The sequence below is a fragment of the Pseudomonas sp. GL93 genome (assembly GCF_003408955.1).
GTDB classification, from domain to species: Bacteria; Pseudomonadota; Gammaproteobacteria; order Pseudomonadales; family Pseudomonadaceae; genus Aquipseudomonas; species Aquipseudomonas paracarnis.
In genome coordinates this window covers 21,839-37,225 of record NZ_NKRF01000063.1, presented here as the reverse complement: position 1 = coordinate 37,225, position 15,387 = coordinate 21,839, and the positions used below count along the sequence as shown (strand labels likewise).

At 60.5% G+C, this 15,387-nt stretch carries 14 protein-coding genes and 1 pseudogene; 6 read left to right on the top strand and 9 right to left on the bottom strand.

Annotated features, from left to right (window positions below; translation table 11 throughout):
• Window positions 1–437: 437 nt before the first annotated feature.
• Window positions 438–1,163: a phosphatase PAP2 family protein gene (locus CER19_RS11195; RefSeq protein ID WP_116666466.1), complete on the bottom strand. Its 726-nt coding sequence runs from the start codon at window positions 1,161–1,163 to the stop codon at window positions 438–440.
• Window positions 1,164–1,213: 50 nt separating this feature from the next.
• Window positions 1,214–3,163, bottom strand: coding sequence for an LTA synthase family protein (locus CER19_RS11190; protein ID WP_116666465.1), 1,950 nt, complete (start codon window positions 3,161–3,163; stop codon window positions 1,214–1,216).
• Window positions 3,164–3,364: 201 nt separating this feature from the next.
• Between CER19_RS11190 and colR the strand changes: the two genes are divergently transcribed.
• From colR to CER19_RS11165, 5 genes are all read left to right on the top strand, one after another.
• Window positions 3,365–4,048: a two-component system response regulator ColR gene (gene colR / locus CER19_RS11185; protein ID WP_003193936.1), complete on the top strand. Its 684-nt coding sequence runs from the start codon at window positions 3,365–3,367 to the stop codon at window positions 4,046–4,048.
• Window positions 4,038–5,318 carry a HAMP domain-containing sensor histidine kinase gene (locus CER19_RS11180; RefSeq protein ID WP_116666464.1) on the top strand — a complete coding sequence of 427 codons (1,281 nt, stop codon included), beginning with the start codon at window positions 4,038–4,040 and terminating at the stop codon, window positions 5,316–5,318. Before colR ends, CER19_RS11180 begins: the two co-directional genes overlap by 11 nt.
• A 188-nt stretch (window positions 5,319–5,506) precedes the next feature.
• Window positions 5,507–6,187, top strand: coding sequence for a class I SAM-dependent methyltransferase (locus tag CER19_RS11175; RefSeq protein WP_003193934.1), 681 nt, complete (start codon window positions 5,507–5,509; stop codon window positions 6,185–6,187).
• Window positions 6,188–6,191: 4 nt separating this feature from the next.
• Window positions 6,192–6,911: a lipopolysaccharide kinase InaA family protein gene (locus tag CER19_RS11170; RefSeq protein ID WP_116666463.1), complete on the top strand. Its 720-nt coding sequence runs from the start codon at window positions 6,192–6,194 to the stop codon at window positions 6,909–6,911.
• A complete protein-coding gene (locus tag CER19_RS11165) occupies window positions 6,908–7,135 on the top strand; it encodes a hypothetical protein (RefSeq protein WP_003193932.1) in 228 nt (75 codons plus the stop codon). Before CER19_RS11170 ends, CER19_RS11165 begins: the two co-directional genes overlap by 4 nt.
• 176 nt (window positions 7,136–7,311) lie before the next feature.
• Here CER19_RS11165 and CER19_RS11160 read toward each other — a convergent pair whose 3' ends face one another.
• The 3 genes from CER19_RS11160 to CER19_RS11150 are packed head-to-tail and all read right to left on the bottom strand — an operon-like array spanning window position 7,312 to window position 10,947.
• Window positions 7,312–8,409 (bottom strand): DUF1513 domain-containing protein, encoded by a 1,098-nt coding sequence (locus CER19_RS11160; RefSeq protein ID WP_116666468.1) that lies wholly within the window; start codon window positions 8,407–8,409, stop codon window positions 7,312–7,314.
• 2 nt (window positions 8,410–8,411) lie between these two features.
• A complete protein-coding gene (locus CER19_RS11155) occupies window positions 8,412–9,476 on the bottom strand; it encodes an imelysin family protein (protein ID WP_032895451.1) in 1,065 nt (354 codons plus the stop codon).
• A gap of 31 nt (window positions 9,477–9,507) precedes the next feature.
• Window positions 9,508–10,947, bottom strand: coding sequence for a di-heme oxidoredictase family protein (locus CER19_RS11150; RefSeq protein WP_116666462.1), 1,440 nt, complete (start codon window positions 10,945–10,947; stop codon window positions 9,508–9,510).
• Between the two features lie 140 nt (window positions 10,948–11,087).
• Here CER19_RS11150 and CER19_RS11145 point away from each other — a divergent pair, with 140 nt between their 5' ends.
• Window positions 11,088–11,651 carry an NAD(P)H nitroreductase gene (locus tag CER19_RS11145; RefSeq protein WP_038451385.1) on the top strand — a complete coding sequence of 188 codons (564 nt, stop codon included), beginning with the start codon at window positions 11,088–11,090 and terminating at the stop codon, window positions 11,649–11,651.
• A gap of 146 nt (window positions 11,652–11,797) precedes the next feature.
• Here the strand turns inward: CER19_RS11145 and CER19_RS29420 are convergent, their stop codons facing one another.
• The 4 genes and pseudogenes from CER19_RS29420 to CER19_RS11130 all read right to left on the bottom strand — a co-directional run bounded on the left by CER19_RS29420 (window position 11,798) and on the right by CER19_RS11130 (window position 15,254).
• Window positions 11,798–12,553 (bottom strand): methyl-accepting chemotaxis protein, encoded by a 756-nt coding sequence (locus CER19_RS29420; protein ID WP_371921545.1) that lies wholly within the window; start codon window positions 12,551–12,553, stop codon window positions 11,798–11,800.
• Window positions 12,554–12,655: 102 nt separating this feature from the next.
• Window positions 12,656–13,795: pseudogene (locus CER19_RS29415) on the bottom strand (HAMP domain-containing protein); the annotation flags it as partial.
• Between the two features lie 279 nt (window positions 13,796–14,074).
• Window positions 14,075–14,476, bottom strand: a complete 402-nt coding sequence (locus CER19_RS11135; protein ID WP_116666460.1) for a YbaN family protein — start codon at window positions 14,474–14,476, stop codon at window positions 14,075–14,077.
• Window positions 14,477–14,645: 169 nt separating this feature from the next.
• Complete coding sequence (locus CER19_RS11130; RefSeq protein WP_116666459.1) at window positions 14,646–15,254, bottom strand: biliverdin-producing heme oxygenase; 609 nt, start codon at window positions 15,252–15,254, stop codon at window positions 14,646–14,648.
• Window positions 15,255–15,387 lie beyond the last annotated feature (133 nt).

Sequence of the window (15,387 nt, the reverse complement as noted above, 5' to 3'; positions counted from 1 at the left end):
ACCCTCCCACGGTCTGTACTGGCTAGAGTCAGATGCTGGCTTTTAGTCCCACCACCCCTACAAGTCTAACCATACAAGCTGGCTTGCCTGCGATGACGGCCTTCCAGCCGACACAGCTATACCGAGTACATATCCATTCCTGCGGTAACGGCCACTTAGGGTTCCGCCCTGACGGCGGCTCACTTTGCAAAAGCCGGGATGCCGGCGCAGGCCAAAGTAAGCAAAACGCTCTTGCCCCACCACTCGGCACCTCGCCTGGGCTCGGTGTGCCCGTAATCCGCCAGCGTGGTTTAACGGGGCGCCTAAGATCAAAAGCAGATCAAGATCAAGAGCGGCTCGCTTCGCATCGTGGTTACCGTTGAGCTTACAGAGTTATGTAGATACCTATGCCAATCGCAGGCAAGCCAGCTCCCACATTTGATCTTCGTTGCATTCGCTTAACTGGTCGGCATTACGGCTTGCCGTGCAGGCCGGTACAGCAACAAGCAATACAGCCCCAGGCAGATCAGCCAGCAAAAGATCGCTGTCCACACATTGTGGGAAAAGAAATGCGCACCTTGCAGCATACGGCTGACTGAAAACACGCTGCCCAGGCTGACAGCAAAGATGAACGCGTAGCGCGCCAGCCGTGGCCGTCGATCCCGCAGCGCGAAGAACCAGGCGAACAAGGCGAACCCGGTGGCTGCATGTCCGCCGGGCCAGCAGCGGCCGGGTTTATCGGTCGGCGGGCGCGGGCTGAGCAGTTCGCTGTAGGTTTCCTGGCCGCCGAATTCCTTGAGGCTCCAGGGGCATTGCACGGCGGTGATGGTTTTCAATGGCGACACGAATGCTGTCGCCATTCCCAGCGACAGCACCAGGCACACCAGTTCACGGCGGTACGGCTTGAGTCGTTGCAGGATGAAGCTGCCGATCAGCCCCAGAATCGCCAGCACCGAAAACAGGATCACCAGTTGCTTGGCACGGTCATGCAGGATGTCTTCAAGGAAGAAGCTATAGCGGCCAATGAAGCCGCCAGCCTCTGCGCTGTAGAAATGCCTGGCCAGGGCCATGTCCAGTGACGTCAGCTCCAGCAACAGCAAGGCCACCGCAGCGCAGGCAGGCAGGCCCAGGCACAGCCAAAAATCAAGCGGTTTGGAAACCGGTAAAGAGGAGGGGGATTTCATCACGAACCTTGGTGAAAAAGCCCCGTGCTCACCTGCACGGGGCTTTTTGATTAGCGTTTGCTTAAGACTGGAGCCTCTTCCTTGGGCGCTTTCCAGCTCAGCAGTTGCTGTTTGTAGTCATAACTGGCGGCCTGGTAGTAGGTGATCGCCCGTTGAATCAAAGGGTCATCGCTACCGACGCGCAACTCCTGGCTCTCGCCCAGGGCCTGGTCATGGCGACGCAAGCCTTGGCGAGGGCTGAGGATTGCCAGGTCCTTGCCATCGAACAGACCCAGGTGCTGGTAGTTGCCCACCACTACCCGTGGAGGCAATGGGTTGTCCTGCAGCAGGTTGCGACCGAAGAATGTCGATTCGTAGCTCAGGTTGAGCAGGCCCAGCAAGGTCGGCGCAAGGTCGATCTGGCTGGCCAGTTGGGCGGATTCCCGTGCGTCGATCAGCTTGGGCGCGTAGATAAACAGCGGGATCTGGTAGTTGGTGATAGGCAGGTCTTCCTTGCCCGCGCTGCCGGCCGTGTGATCAGCGACGAACACGAAAATCGTGTTATCGAACCAAGGCTTCTGGCGTGCAGCTTCGAGGAACTGGCCGATGGCGTAGTCGGTGTATTTCACCGCGCCGTCGCGGCCCTTGCCGGACTTGATGTCGATACGCCCGTCCGGGTAGGTGTAGGGACGATGATTGGAGGTGGTCATCAATTGCAGCAAGAACGGCTGTTGCTTGGCGTAGTCGGCGTCGGCCAGTTTCAAGGTCTGTTTGAACAGGTCTTCGTCGGCCATGCCCCAGGCGTTTTTAAATGAGATTTCTGACTCAGGCACGCTGCTCTGGTCCACCACCCGATAACCGTTGCCGCTGAAGAACGCGTTCATATTGTCGAAGAAACCGCGCCCGCCATAGACAAACACGCTGTCATAACCGATGGCCGAGAGCTGTTGCCCCAGGCTGGCGAACCCGCTTTCGCGGCCGATGCGCTTGACGATCGAACGCCCCGGCGTCGGTGGAATTGCCAGGGTAATGGCTTCCAGGCCGCGGTCGGTGCGCGTGCCGGTGGCATAGAAGTTATTGAAGTACAGGCTCTGTTGGCGCAATACATCCAGGTTGGGCGTGAGGTTGCGCGCATCGCCATTGCTGCCCATGTACTTGGCGCTGAAGCTCTCGATGGTCACCAGTACGATGTTGGGTTTGCGCGGTGTGCCGGGGTTGGTGATGGCACGGCGAATATCCAGCGGGTCCGGGTCGATAAAGCGGGCGTTGGGTTCACTGAGTTCGGCGCGCAACTGCTTGGCGACGACGTCGGTCGGCAGGCTTTTGTAGAACTGGGTGTAGTCCAGTTCGTTGTTACGGAACGCGGCAAAGAACTGATAGGGGCCGTTGCTGGCCAATTCGTTGTTGTACGCGTTGCCGCCTTGGGTGCGTGGGCTGTCTTGGCTGACCAGTTGCAGGCTGAGGCCGGCGAGCACCAACAAGCCCAGGGCGTTGACCAAACGGCCACGCAGTGCAGGCAACGGCGCTGCCATCGCGGCATTGAAGGGTTTGCGCAGAGCCACGCTCAGAATCAGTGCAAGCATCGCCAGCAGGCTCAGCAGCTTGCCGATCGGGTAAGACTCCAGCAGGTTGTTCAGTACCTCATCGGAGTACACCAGGTAATCGACGGCGATAAAGTTGAAGCGCACGCCAAACTCATCCCAGAACAACCATTCGGCCACCGAGGTGAACAGCATGGCGAACAGGCTGACGGTCAGCACCGCTTGCAGGAACCAGCGATGGCCACGGCGGCGCCATATGGCCGGCGGGCAGAGCAGCAGATACAGGCCAAGCGGCAAGGCTGCATAGGCGAGGAAGGCCAGGTCGTAGAGCACACCCACGCCAAACACCGGCAGCAGGTTGCCGCCGACTTCATCCAGGTGAGTGATGAGCAGCACACTGCGTGTAAGCAGGAAAACCAGTAACCAGGTACCGGTAATCAACAGCAAATAGCGCATTGGTGCAGTTTTGAAAAAACCCATGTCTATGTTCCTTAGATCAATGGGGGGCGATCTTCTTCCTGAGGCTGTAGTCAGTTTGTGAAGCTATAGTGAAAAACTTGTTCGGCCCTGCAAACAGTTGAAAACCTTTATCAGCGGGGCTCTGCGCTCTATCCCTGAGCCCCGCTTGGCCTTAAGCTGCGCGAGCCAACACGGCCGTTACCGCGTACGGAGACACTGCCCATGCGAATTCTATTGGTTGAAGACAACCGCGATATCCTCGCCAACCTGGCCGATTACCTGGGGCTCAAAGGCTACACAGTGGACTGTGCGCAGGACGGTTTGTCGGGCCTGCACCTGGCGGCCACCGAGCATTACGACCTGATCGTGCTCGACATCATGCTGCCCGGCATCGACGGCTACACCCTGTGCAAGCGCCTGCGCGAAGACGCGCGCCGCGACACACCGGTGATCATGCTTACCGCTCGCGACCAATTGGACGACCGGCTGCAGGGCTTCAAGTCCGGCGCCGATGATTACCTGCTCAAGCCCTTCGCCTTGTCGGAACTGGCTGCGCGTATCGAAGCGGTGTTGCGCCGTGCCCAGGGCGGCGGGCGTCGTGCTCTACAAGTGGGTGACCTGAACTACGACCTCGATACGTTGGAAGTTACCCGCGAAGGGCGCCTGCTCAAGCTCAACCCCGTGGGCCTGAAACTGCTCGCCGTGCTGATGCAAAAAAGCCCACATGTTCTGCGCCGGGAAGTTCTCGAAGAAGCCCTGTGGGGCGACGACTGCCCGGACAGCGACAGCCTGCGCAGCCATGTTCACCAATTGCGCCAAGTGATCGACAAACCCTTCGCCAAGCCATTGCTGCAAACGGTACACGGTGTGGGTTATCGCCTGGCCGAGGGTCGTGATGGAGTTTAAGCAAAGCCTTGCCCAGCGGATCATCATCGCCTTCGCCTTGATGAGTGCGTTGGTGGCGGGGGCCTTCGCCATCGGCATCATTGCGACCGTGCACTTGGTGGGAGAGAAGTTGATCTCGGCGGGCTTGGGAGGCGACTTGCAACGCCTGCTGTTGATGGATAGCGTCGAAGACTGGAACCATCGGCCAGAGCCGGATCAGCTGTTTTATTTCAGCGGTGGGCGTGGCGATTTTGAACTGCCCAAGGATCTGCGCCATCTGGACCCGGGGTTTCATGAGGTGTTTCGCGAGGCGCTGTCGTACCACGCCATGGTTGAAGTGGTCGATGGCCGGCGTTATGTGTTGCTGCAAGACCAGAGCGATTTCGAAGAGCGTGAGCGCGTGCTGTTTGCGGTGGTGCTGGTGGGGTTCGTACTCAGCCTGGCGCTGGCGGCGTTCCTCGGCTGGGTGCTGGCCCGCAAGGTGATGGCGCCGGTGGTACGCCTGGCCCGCCAGGTCCGTCATCGTGACCAACTGTTGGGCCTGGCACCGCCCCTGGCGCCGGATTACGCCGCCGATGAAGTGGGCGAGCTGGCGGTGGCGTTCGACGCCACCCTCGGCCGTTTGCGCCAGGCGTTGTCACGTGAGCAATTGTTTACCAGCGATGTGAGCCATGAGTTGCGCACGCCCTTGATGGTCTTGGCCAGCTCCTGCGAACTGTTGCGCGAAAACCCGGCCATCGATCAGCGCGGTCGCAACCAGGTAGAGCGCATTGCCCGTGCCTGTGAAGAAATGCGCGAGCTGGTGCAGACTTTCCTGATGCTGGCCCGCGCCAAACACGACGACGCTGCCAGTTCGCCCCAAGGTAACCTCACCCAGGTGGCCGAAGACCTGCTCGGTATCTGGCGCGAGCCCATCGAGAAAAAAGGCCTGACGTTGGTCTACCTGCCAGGCAACCCCTTGGACACCTGCTACAACACCACCTTCTTGCATGCGGTGATGGGCAACCTGCTGCGCAATGCACTGCATTACACCGAGCAAGGGTTTATCCGCCTGACCCTGGAGCCCAGTGGTTTCACGGTGGAGGACTCCGGTGTCGGCATCCCTGAAGAGAAGCGCGAAGCGATGTTCGAGCCGTTCGTGCGCGGTAGCGAGAAGCGTGGCGAGGGCCTTGGCCTCGGCCTGTCACTGGTGCAACGGATCTGCGAAAGCCAGGGCTGGAGCGTGAGCCTGAGCACCATGGAGCCCAACGGCTGTCGCTTTCATGTAGAGCTGAGCCCAGTCAAAACCTGACCCTTCAGTCTGTCGTTTTGCTGATGCAGACTGCGTGCTTTTCGGCGAAGATGGCCCGGTGCTACTGAATGTTTCTGTAAAGTCTTGAAATGTATGCAATTGGACAGGACAAGATTTTCACAACGAGTTGACCTCTTGATCACAGTTCGCTGCTTAAGGTCGTAGGCATCAGTTACTGGAGACGTAAGATGCCTTCCCCGATCAAGCTGGAATTTTCTGACAAGTACGACGATCAACACGCGCAGAAATATTTGCTCAAGCATCAGGACAATCTGGCTCGCCGGTTGTCCCACAAACGCGACGAGCAACTAGCGCGCGGTGCGCTGGCCATGGCCGGCGAGCCGGGGCTGGTGTTGGACCTGCCGTGTGGCGCTGGACGCTTCTGGCCGTTACTGGCCGAAAAACCCAACCGTGTGATTATCGGAGCTGACAATTCGGCGTCGATGTTGAAGATCGCCACCGCTGCCCAACCGGCTGAGGTGGTGAAACGGGTACGCCCTTTGCAGACGTCTGCCTTTGATATCGATTTGCCAGATAACTCTGTCGACAGTATTTTTTGCATGCGCTTGATGCACCACATCGGTGAGCCCGAGCACAGGCTGACAATACTGCGCGAGTTTCAACGTGTTACCCGTGACAGCGTAATTATTTCGCTGTGGGTAGACGGCAATTTCAAGGCCTGGAAACGCAAGCGCAGCGAAGTGCGTCGTCGCAAAAAAGGTGAGCAGGAAGGTTACCAAAACCGGTTTGTGTTACCGGCTGCTACTGTCGAGGCAGAATTCGAGCAGGCCGGTTTCCGTGTTCAGGAATCCCTGGACTTCATACCGCTCTACGCCATGTGGCGAGTGTATGTATTGCGCAAGAGGTAACAGGATGGCAGTTGAGTGCGTAGTAGGCAGTCATGTAGCTCCCGAAGAACGATTTGATTTTTTCTGGCGTCAGCAAGGTGAATGGGTGGAAGAACCCAACCGGCGCCGTGGTGGTGAAAGTGGCGTGCAGCGGGTGATCAGCCCTAACGGCCGTTTGCTCTATTGCAAGCGCCAAACCGGGCACATCTACCGCAGCTGGCTGCACCCCTTTGGGCGTCCGACCGTGCTGCGTGAGCGTGATGCCCTCAAAGGCCTGCGTTTGCTGGATGTGCGTGTGCCGGAACTGGTGTTTTGCGAAGCGCGTCGCGACCCGGAGCACCAATGGAAGGCCCTGTTGGTGACCGCGTCCCTGGACGGTTTCGACGAGATTGAAAACTGGTACGCCGCCGGTGGCCGCGAACAGTATGGCGAGGCGGTCCACGAGCGCCTGCTGCAAGAGTTGGCCGGTACCTTGGCCCGTATGCACAAAGGCCGCTGGCAACACGGTTGCCTGTATATCAAGCACATTTTCGTGCGGGTTACCGGTGAGCCTGATGCGGCGACTGTGGAAGTGGCCCTGCTGGACTTTGAGAAATGCCGCCAGCGCCTGACCGCTTATCGGGCCGCGTCCCACGACATGCTGCAATTGCGTCGCCATTCGTCGTGGAATGATATCGACTGGAAAAAACTCAGCTACTTTTACGAGACGGCGTTTGGCAGCGCTATCAAGGGTTTAACCAGATGAAGCTAGAAATAGCACGAGGTTTGTTTCTGGTCGGGGCATTGGGTGTTGCAGCCCTGGCCCTGGCGGTATGGGAACAACCTCGTACACAAGTGTTGAGTGCGGTAGACGGTGGTGGGCAATGCCTGCTGCCACGCATTGCCAAGACGAGTGTGGCGGCCAAGCCCGACCATGAATTGCTGTTATTCATGTTCGGCATGTCTCAAGCGATGAGGCCGCAAAGTTGAAACGATTGACACAAAAAAGGGCCTTGCGATGCAAGGCCCTTTTTTGTGTCTGACACCTCAACTGTTGTAGGAGCGAGCTTGCTCGCGAAAAACCTGCAGACGACACGTTCATTCAGGATGGACGCGTTATCGTTGGCGATCTTCGCGAGCAAGCTCGCTCCTACAGAAGGGTAATTTCAGACCAAGTGCGGGTGGTTACCCCAGACCCCCGCCGGTAGCTCCAGTGGTGTTGCCAGTAACTTTTTCTGGCGGCAGTCATAGAAGCGGCAACGTCCCTGACCGGATGTCACCACAAAGCCATCTGCCACAGCACCCACCCCCGCACAGTCCGGCAAGGGCCCATCCAGGCGCAGCTCGGCGGTGTCCATGTCCCAGATAAAAAAGCGGTTGCCCCGAGGTGCCGTCAGCGCCACCAGGCGCAGTTCGCTGTGCACCGCCACGCTGGCGGTGTAATGCCCCATCGCCTGCAACTGTTCATCCGCCACCGGGAACGCCACGAACGGCTGCCCCGGGCGCTTGATCGCCAGCAGCTCGGAACGCTCCTGGGACGGGCCCATGAACTGCTGCCCGGTGAGGATGGTGCCATCGCTGGCGATACCCATGTGCCGCACGCTGTTCATCTGCTGGGCCAGGGTTTCCTTGCTGATCAGGCTGCCATCGCGCCGCATCAGCACCAGGCTTGGCTCCATGGCGTTGAGGTTCATCTCTACCCGGCTTTCGGCTTCGGTGCGAATGCCACCGTTGGCCACGATCAGCGTCTCGCCGTCGGGCATCCACGCGACTTGATGCGGGCCGATGCCGTGGGTGGATATCTCGCCGCTGTGCACCAGCCGCTCACCTTCGAACTTATACACACCCAACAGGCCGCGGCCAGGGTCGGAGGTGTCGTTCTCGGTGGCGTATAGCCAGTCACCGCTCTTGTGGATCACCGCATGGCCATAGAAATGGCGGTTGGCGTTGGAGGTGATGGTTTGCAGCAGCCTGCCATCGCGCAGGTCGATCAGGGAACTCTCGGTGCCCGGCCGACGGGCCACGAACAGCGCAATCGGCAACGTCGGGTGGTTGATGATGTCATGGCAGCGTTGGCCGACCTGAGTGGCAAATACCGGCTTGCCGTCCAGGCGATAGCCGACAGCGTAGTGCTTGCCGTCGGCATCATCGCGCGCCGACAGCAGCAGCGGGCCTTTGTCTTTGTGCTTGAACAGCGTCCAGCCACCCAAGGTGATAGCGCTGAGCAGCACGCTGCCCACCGCCAAAGCCTGTCGCCTGAGCATCATCAGTCACCGTCGTTGGCGTTAAAGCCTAGTTGGACGCCCAGCGCCTTGGCCAATTCGCCTTCATGCAGGCGGTGCACCACGTTGAGGCTGTCGTAGATGTCATTGAGTTGCTGGCGCCCGGCGTCGTCGTTCAACAGTTCGTTGAGGGTGCGCTGGTTGCTGGCGAACAGTTTCAGCGACGCTGCGTAGGCGGCGTCGATTTTCTCGGCCAATGGCTTCTGGTCCGCCGGCAGCAGGCCGCGCAGGCCTTTGTTATCGACGCCTACCCATACGGTCTGCGCTGCGGCGAGGCTGGCCTCCAGGCTTTGCAGGGACGACTGGCTGCGCCAGGCATCGGCCTGGAACGGTTGCGGGATGCCCTTGGTCTGGCGGCCCATTGGGGTGCCGAGTTTTTTCTTCAGGGTGTCCAGAGCGGTCACTTGCACGCGCAGCAGGTCTGCGATGGCTTCGTGGGAATCCGCGTAGCGCTGGTTCGGAAACTTGGTCATCTGCGCGAGCATGCCGTCGGTGCTGTTCCAGCTGGCCAGGATCTCTTCGGCCAGGACTTTCTGACGTTCACCGATCGCCATCAGCAGCGGGCAATAGCGCGCTTTCTGAGCCGCGTCGGCGACGTCGGGCTTGGCGTCGTAGAGGATGTATTCGTAGGCCGACAGGCCCTGCACCACCACGCTGGATTTCGCCAGGGCCGCGGCGTCGATCTGCGGCTGGGCGCTGACCAGTTGCTCGACCTGACGGCCTACCAGGTTCTTCTTGTCTGGCCAGAATTGCACCTGCCACGCCCGGTTGCCTTCGGCCAACGGGCCGATCAGCAGCGGTTGCAGCTCGGCCCAGGCTTTTTGCGCGTGCAGGAAGTCGGCGCGGGCGGTGTCCAGGCTTTCCTTGCCTTGGCAGTAGGCCAGGGCGCTGACGGCCAGTTGACGGTCGGCCTCAACCCAGCGGCTGTAGGTCGGCAGGATCACTTGCTTGGCGATGGCTGCCGAGGTCACTGCTTGTGGGTCTTGGGGCGAGCAGGCGCCCAAGGCCAGGGCGGCGAGGCTGGTGAACAACAACTTGGGACGAAACATGTCGAGCTCCCTTCTGTAAGTGGGGCAAAGCTTATAAAGAATTCAGGAACGCCAGCAACGCGGCACGTTGCTCGGCATTGAACGACAACACATGTTGCTGCGCCGCTTGGGCTTCACCGCCATGCCACAGCACGGCTTCAAGCAGGTTGCGGGCGCGGCCGTCATGCAGGAACTGGGTGTGGCCACTCACGGTTTGCGTCAGGCCGATACCCCACAGCGGCGGGGTGCGCCAGTCGCGGCCGGTGGCTTTGAATTCGCTACGGTTGTCGGCCAGGCCTTCGCCCATATCGTGCAGCAGCAGGTCGCTGTAGGGGCGGATCAACTGGTTGGCCAACTCAGGTTCGGCGGCATTGGCGGCCGTGGTGAAGCTGGGCTTGTGACAGCCCTGGCAACCGGCCTGGTAGAACAGGTTCTTGCCGGCCAGCACTTGTGGCGTATCAATGTCGCGGCGCGCGGGCACTGCGAGGTTGCGGGTGTAGAACAGCACCAGGCGCAGGATGTTATCGCTGACTTCCGGCTCGCCCTGGGGGCCATTGCCGTTGGGCGCCTGCTTGCAGGCCACTTGGGCGTCGGTGCAGTCATCGAAGGGTCTCAGGGACGTGGTGAGGCCCATATCACCAGAAAACGCGTGAACGTTTTGTTGATTGAGGTTGGGCTGCCCGGCTTTCCAGCCAAAACGCCCGAGCACGGTTGTGTTCTGAGCGTCATCCCAGACCCAATTGGCGCGACCCACGATGGCCTCTTTGTCGGCGGTCTTGGGGTTAGTGTTGCGCAGGATATCGGCATCGCTGATTGCTTCGAGCAGGCCCAGGCCGATCATCGGCGGGGCGATACGCGCCGAGAAGCGTGTGTCGGGGTGCATCGGGCCGTAGCCAAGTTGGGTGATCTGCAGGTCGGGCTTGCGCAATTCAACCACCGTACCGTCCTTGAACCTGACGTTGACCGGTGTGTAGTCGACCCGCACCTTGCCTTCCGGCGCAACGCCAGGCACGGCCATGTCCTGGAGTTGCCCGCCATAGACGGGCTCGGGCACCACGCCGATCTGTTCGATGAGCCTGGCGTAGGCTGACTGCTCTGTAATAGAGGGATGGATGGACAGGCGCACCAGCATCGACACGGCATTGGGCGCGTCGGGCAGCGGCGGGTGGCCACGGCCATCCTTGATATGGCAGTTCTGGCAGGCGTTGGTATTGAACAGTGGGCCCAGGCCATCGCGCGCTGTGGTGGTGGACGGCGCAATCACCCACGGGTTGCGAAAGAAACTGTTGCCGACGCTGAAGTCCAGGCGCCGCGTCGGCGCGAGGTTGGCCGAGGGCAGGGAAAAGGCGTTCTGGTCGCGCTTGTTTACCGTCGCCGCGCCACCGGCCCGCGATTCACCCGGCTCTGCTTTCGTGAAGCGAGGGGCGTCGTCGCAAGCAGTCAGGCTTAAAGCCATCAACGCTGCAGGCAGGTACAAAAGCGCACGGGACATCGTGATTCCTGGACGAGGGCAGAAAATTAAGGCGCAAAGTCTAACAGGGCAGGGCAGATTGAATAAGAGCAATTATCGTTTGGTGGCATCCCGATTCTTTCCCGCTAGAATGACTGCACATTTTTTTATGGAGGTGGCCAATGCAGGCTCTCGACGCTTTGCTCAACCGTGTTTCCGTGCCCCGTTTGCTCGACCCGGCACCGACCCAGGAGCAGCGCGACCTGCTGTTCGCCGCCGCCATGCGTGCGCCCGATCACGGTCAACTGCGCCCGTGGCGTTTCCTTACCGTGGAAGGTGCCGCCCGTGAACAGATGGGCACGCTGTTGGCCGAAGCCGCTCGCCTGCAAGACGCCGACGCACCGCAAGCCGCCATCGACAAGGCCCAGAACGGCCCGCTGCGTGCGCCGCTGGTGGTGGTGGTGATTGCACGTGTGCAAGAGCATTTCAAAGTGCCCAAGTCCGAGCAATTGCTGGCCGCCGCCTGTGCGGCCCACGGCATTCTGCTGGCGGCGTATGCTCAGGGCATTGGTGCGGTGTGGCGTACCGGCGAATTGTCCTACTCGGCCCATGTCGCCAAGGGCCTGGGGCTGGCGGCGAATGAAGAAGTGATTGGCTTTCTCTACCTGGGCACACCGCAGAACCCGCCGCGAACTGCGCCGAAGGAAGACCTGACGCCGTTCGTCCAGGCCTGGCCCGGCCGGTAATTCACCACCGTCTTGCTCTATATGTAGGAGCGAGCTTGCTCGCGAAAAACTCACAGGCGCCGCGTTTATTCAGGAAGCACGCGTTATCGTTGACGTTTTTCGCGAGCAAGCTCGCTCCTACAGGAGTTAGTGTTTTCAGAACCGAGTCAGACCCTGAACTGATCCATCAACTTCATCTGCTGGCTGGCCAGCGCATTGAGCTGGCTGCTGATCGCCGCCGACTCGGTGGCCTGGCCCGTGAGGGTTTCAGTCACGGTGCGAATCGCCGAGACGTTGCGGTTGACCTCTTCGGCCACCGCGCTCTGCTGCTCGGCCGCGCTGGCGATTTGCAGGTTCATGTCGCTGATCACCGTGACCGCGTCGCTGATCTTGCCCAGGGCTTGCACGGCTTGATGGATCTGCCCGGCATTGTTCTGCGCCTGGTGCTGGCTGGAGTGCATGGTCGCCACTACGCCACGGGTGCCGCTCTGGATACGCTCGATCACCAGGCGGATTTCTTCCACCGAGTCCTGGGTGCGTTTGGCCAGGTTGCGCACTTCGTCGGCCACCACCGCAAAACCACGCCCGCTTTCCCCAGCGCGCGCCGCTTCAATTGCTGCGTTCAATGCCAGCAGGTTGGTCTGTTCGGCAATGCTGCGGATCACCTCCAACACTGAACCGATTTGCTCGCTGTTGACCGCCAGGGCTTCGACTTCGCCCACGGCTTTGCTGACTTCGTCGGCCAGGGTGGTGATATCGCGGGTGCTCTGCTCGATGATTGACATGCCCTCGCGTGCCGACTGGTCGGCGCCGCGTGCCGCGCTGGCGGCATTGGAGGCGCTGTTGGCCACATCGTGGGCGGTGGCGCTCATTTCGTTCGACGCGGTGGCGACCTGGTCGATTTCACGGAACTGCACCTGCATGCCTTCGCTGGTCTGGCGCGCAATGGCGGACGACTGATCGGCCGTCCCGCGGGCTTCGGTGATGCTTTGCTTGATCTGCGCAATGGTCGGCTGCAGTTTGTCGAGGAAGCGGTTGAACCAGTTCACCAGCTCGCCCAGTTCGTCCTTCTTGGCGTAGGCCAGGCGCTGGGTGAGGTCGCCGTCACCGCTGGCGATGTCCTTGAGCATGGCGGCCACGCTATTGATAGGGCGGGTCACGCCAGTAGCGGTCAGCCAGATCAACAGCAAGCCCAGCAGGCCAGCGGCGGCGGCCACCAGCAGGGCTTTGAGCGTGCCCGTGGCCTGGGCCTCGTCGAGCACGGCTTGCAGTTTTTCGTTGTCGGCCAGCATCACCGCTTTGGGCAGCTTGATCACCACGCCCCAGGGTTTGGCACCGGCAATCGGCTTGAGCGGGTACACGGCACGAATGGTGTCGTCCTGTTCACGGATAACAGGCCGGTCATTGGCCAGCAGTTGCACGATCTCCTTGCCTTCGGCGCCGATGCTGTCGATCAGGTTCTTGCCGACTTTGGCCGGTTCACCACTGTAGGCGGCGATCAGGCCGGTGCTGGACAGAATCTCCAGGTGGGCGGCGCCGTTGAACAGGTCTTTTTGCGCAGCATCGGTGGTCGCTTGCAGGGCGGTGAGGGCGATGTCCACGCCGACGACACCAATGACTTTGCCGTCGACGATCAGCGGCAAGGAAATGGTGGTCATCAGTACCGGTTTGCCGGCCACCGTGTCTTCGTACGGGTCCAGCAGGCAAGTGCTGCGCGTGTCCCGTGGGCAGGTGTACCAGATGTTGTAGGGCGTGCCGCTGAGGTTGAGGGTGGTCTTGGTCAGGTCATCTTCGACCATGATGGTGTTCTGGCCTTCGCCGCCAGCCCGGCTCCAGTAGCTGGAAAACCGACCTTTTTCATTGGAGACGCGCGCCTTGTCGTCGATGAATTCGCTGTCCTTGCCATCCAGCCCGTTGGGTTCGAAGGATAACCAGATGCCCAGCACCTTGGTGTTGCGCTCGAACGCGGTTTTAACGCTGCGGTTGAGCTCTTCACGCAGGGCCCCGGCTTCAAGGGAACGCTGGGTGCCCAACTGACGCAGGTCTTTGATCTGGTCGGCCAGGGCGGTGACCACCAGCAGGTTTTCGCCGAAGGTCTGCTGTAAGTGGCCGGCCTGTTCGGCCGCTTTGGATTGCAGCAACTGCTCCACGCTGGCGGTGAGCATTCGTGAGCTTGAATCACTGACCAACCGATCGTTCTGGTTGGTGTTGTAGATATTGATGCCGACCACCAGTGCAATCACACCCAGCAGACACAGGCCGGACAGCAACACGATTTTCAAGCGGATGGAGAGGGTGTCGAACATAGGTTCACTCACGAATGGACTTGTTGGAATGCACGCAAACGCGCCAAGTCCATTCGGCGTCATGCCTGAAACATCGGCGTCACAAATCAATTCATGAGGAACAGGCGATGAGCGGTAGGAAAACACCTACACGCAGCCTCAGATGGGCCGTGCGAGCTGCTCGGGGCGGGACCAGATCCACAGGTTGCCCAGGCTCATCCCGGCAATTGCCAGGTACACCGGCCAGCCGTGATCAAGCATCACCAGCATCAACACGGCGCACAGCAACATGCTCAGCGTGGCGCTGACCTTGGCGCGGCGGGCGATGATCTTGCCATTGCGCCAGTTGGACAGGATCGGCCCGAACAGGCGATGGTTTTCCAGCCAGGCGCTGAGGCGCGGCGAGCTTTTGGTGGCGGCCCAGGCGGCGAGCAGGATGAATTCGGTGGTGGGCAACCCCGGTATGACAATCGCCACCAAGCCGATGCCCAGGCTGACGTAGGCCAGCAGGCCAAAGAGAACTTGGGCGATTTTGGAGGAGGATTGGGGTTTGCCGGTCATGCTGCAGTTTTCTGGTGGGAGGGTTTACACATTGTCAGCGATGAAATGCACTCAAATGTGGGAGCTGGCTTGCCTGCGATAGCGGTGTATCAGGTTAAACATCTGGAGCTGACCCGCCGCCATCGCAGGCAAGCCAGCTCCCACCTTGAACCGCCGTCTACCAGAACATTTACGCCAGTTCTGGGGCGCTAGCGTACGCCTGTTCCAGCAGCACGGTGAAGCGCACAAACGCATCAATCGCGCCTTTTTCCACCGCAGCTTCTTCCTCGGCGCTGAATGTCAGGCCGTCGAGGGTGCGGGTGAAGCTCTTCCAGCCCTCGGCGCGACCGCCGGCCGGCTCGCCCAAGTGGCGCGCACCGAAGGTTTCACTCAGGCCCAGGCCCACGGCGCGCTTGATCAGGAACGCAGCACCCAGCTTGGAGCCTTCGGAGACGAACAGCCAGCCCAAGGCGCAGGCTTTGCTGGGGTTGTTCACCGCGCCGGCAACCGGGGCCGGGATTTCGGTGTCCAGGTCTGCCAGGTCGAGCTTGGCGGCTTCGGCGCGGCAGCGGGCGGCCAGGTCAGGGATGATCTGGTTCAGCTCGGCATCGTTGTACAGGGCCACCAGTTCCGATTGGAACAGGTACTGGGCCACTACGAAGCGGGCGAAGTTGGCTTGGGTTTCGAACGGCGCGTGAGCCTTCACCAACGCGTCGAGCTTGGTGTGCGGCTCGTTGGTGATCTGGTTCAGGCGCTGGGAGCGCAGGCTTGGGCGTTCTGCGGTGGAAGAAGCGGTCATGAAAAAAGTCCTTGAGAAGGGGAGCGCCTGGGTGCCCTAAAGAGAGCCGTTATCAACTAGACGAACAAGAAGACGTGGCACAGTAAAAAATCCTCACCTCGCCGCGGATGCAATGGCGGCGAGGTGAGGCGGA

What these genes read in the sequence shown, in the direction of transcription:
- CER19_RS11170 (WP_116666463.1), top strand. Translation starts at nt 6,192, where the DNA reads ATGGCAGTTGAGTGCGTAGTAGGCAGTCATGTAGCTCCCGAAGAACGA.
- colR (WP_003193936.1), top strand. Translation starts at nt 3,365, where the DNA reads ATGCGAATTCTATTGGTTGAAGACAACCGCGATATCCTCGCCAACCTG.
- CER19_RS11190 (WP_116666465.1), bottom strand. Translation starts at nt 3,163, where the DNA reads ATGGGTTTTTTCAAAACTGCACCAATGCGCTATTTGCTGTTGATTACC.
- CER19_RS11175 (WP_003193934.1), top strand. Translation starts at nt 5,507, where the DNA reads ATGCCTTCCCCGATCAAGCTGGAATTTTCTGACAAGTACGACGATCAA.
- CER19_RS11150 (WP_116666462.1), bottom strand. Translation starts at nt 10,947, where the DNA reads ATGTCCCGTGCGCTTTTGTACCTGCCTGCAGCGTTGATGGCTTTAAGC.
- CER19_RS11145 (WP_038451385.1), top strand. Translation starts at nt 11,088, where the DNA reads ATGCAGGCTCTCGACGCTTTGCTCAACCGTGTTTCCGTGCCCCGTTTG.
- CER19_RS11160 (WP_116666468.1), bottom strand. Translation starts at nt 8,409, where the DNA reads ATGCTCAGGCGACAGGCTTTGGCGGTGGGCAGCGTGCTGCTCAGCGCT.
- CER19_RS11130 (WP_116666459.1), bottom strand. Translation starts at nt 15,254, where the DNA reads ATGACCGCTTCTTCCACCGCAGAACGCCCAAGCCTGCGCTCCCAGCGC.
- CER19_RS11155 (WP_032895451.1), bottom strand. Translation starts at nt 9,476, where the DNA reads ATGTTTCGTCCCAAGTTGTTGTTCACCAGCCTCGCCGCCCTGGCCTTG.
- CER19_RS11180 (WP_116666464.1), top strand. Translation starts at nt 4,038, where the DNA reads ATGGAGTTTAAGCAAAGCCTTGCCCAGCGGATCATCATCGCCTTCGCC.
- CER19_RS11165 (WP_003193932.1), top strand. Translation starts at nt 6,908, where the DNA reads ATGAAGCTAGAAATAGCACGAGGTTTGTTTCTGGTCGGGGCATTGGGT.
- CER19_RS29420 (WP_371921545.1), bottom strand. Translation starts at nt 12,553, where the DNA reads ATGCAGGTGCAGTTCCGTGAAATCGACCAGGTCGCCACCGCGTCGAAC.
- CER19_RS11135 (WP_116666460.1), bottom strand. Translation starts at nt 14,476, where the DNA reads ATGACCGGCAAACCCCAATCCTCCTCCAAAATCGCCCAAGTTCTCTTT.
- CER19_RS11195 (WP_116666466.1), bottom strand. Translation starts at nt 1,163, where the DNA reads ATGAAATCCCCCTCCTCTTTACCGGTTTCCAAACCGCTTGATTTTTGG.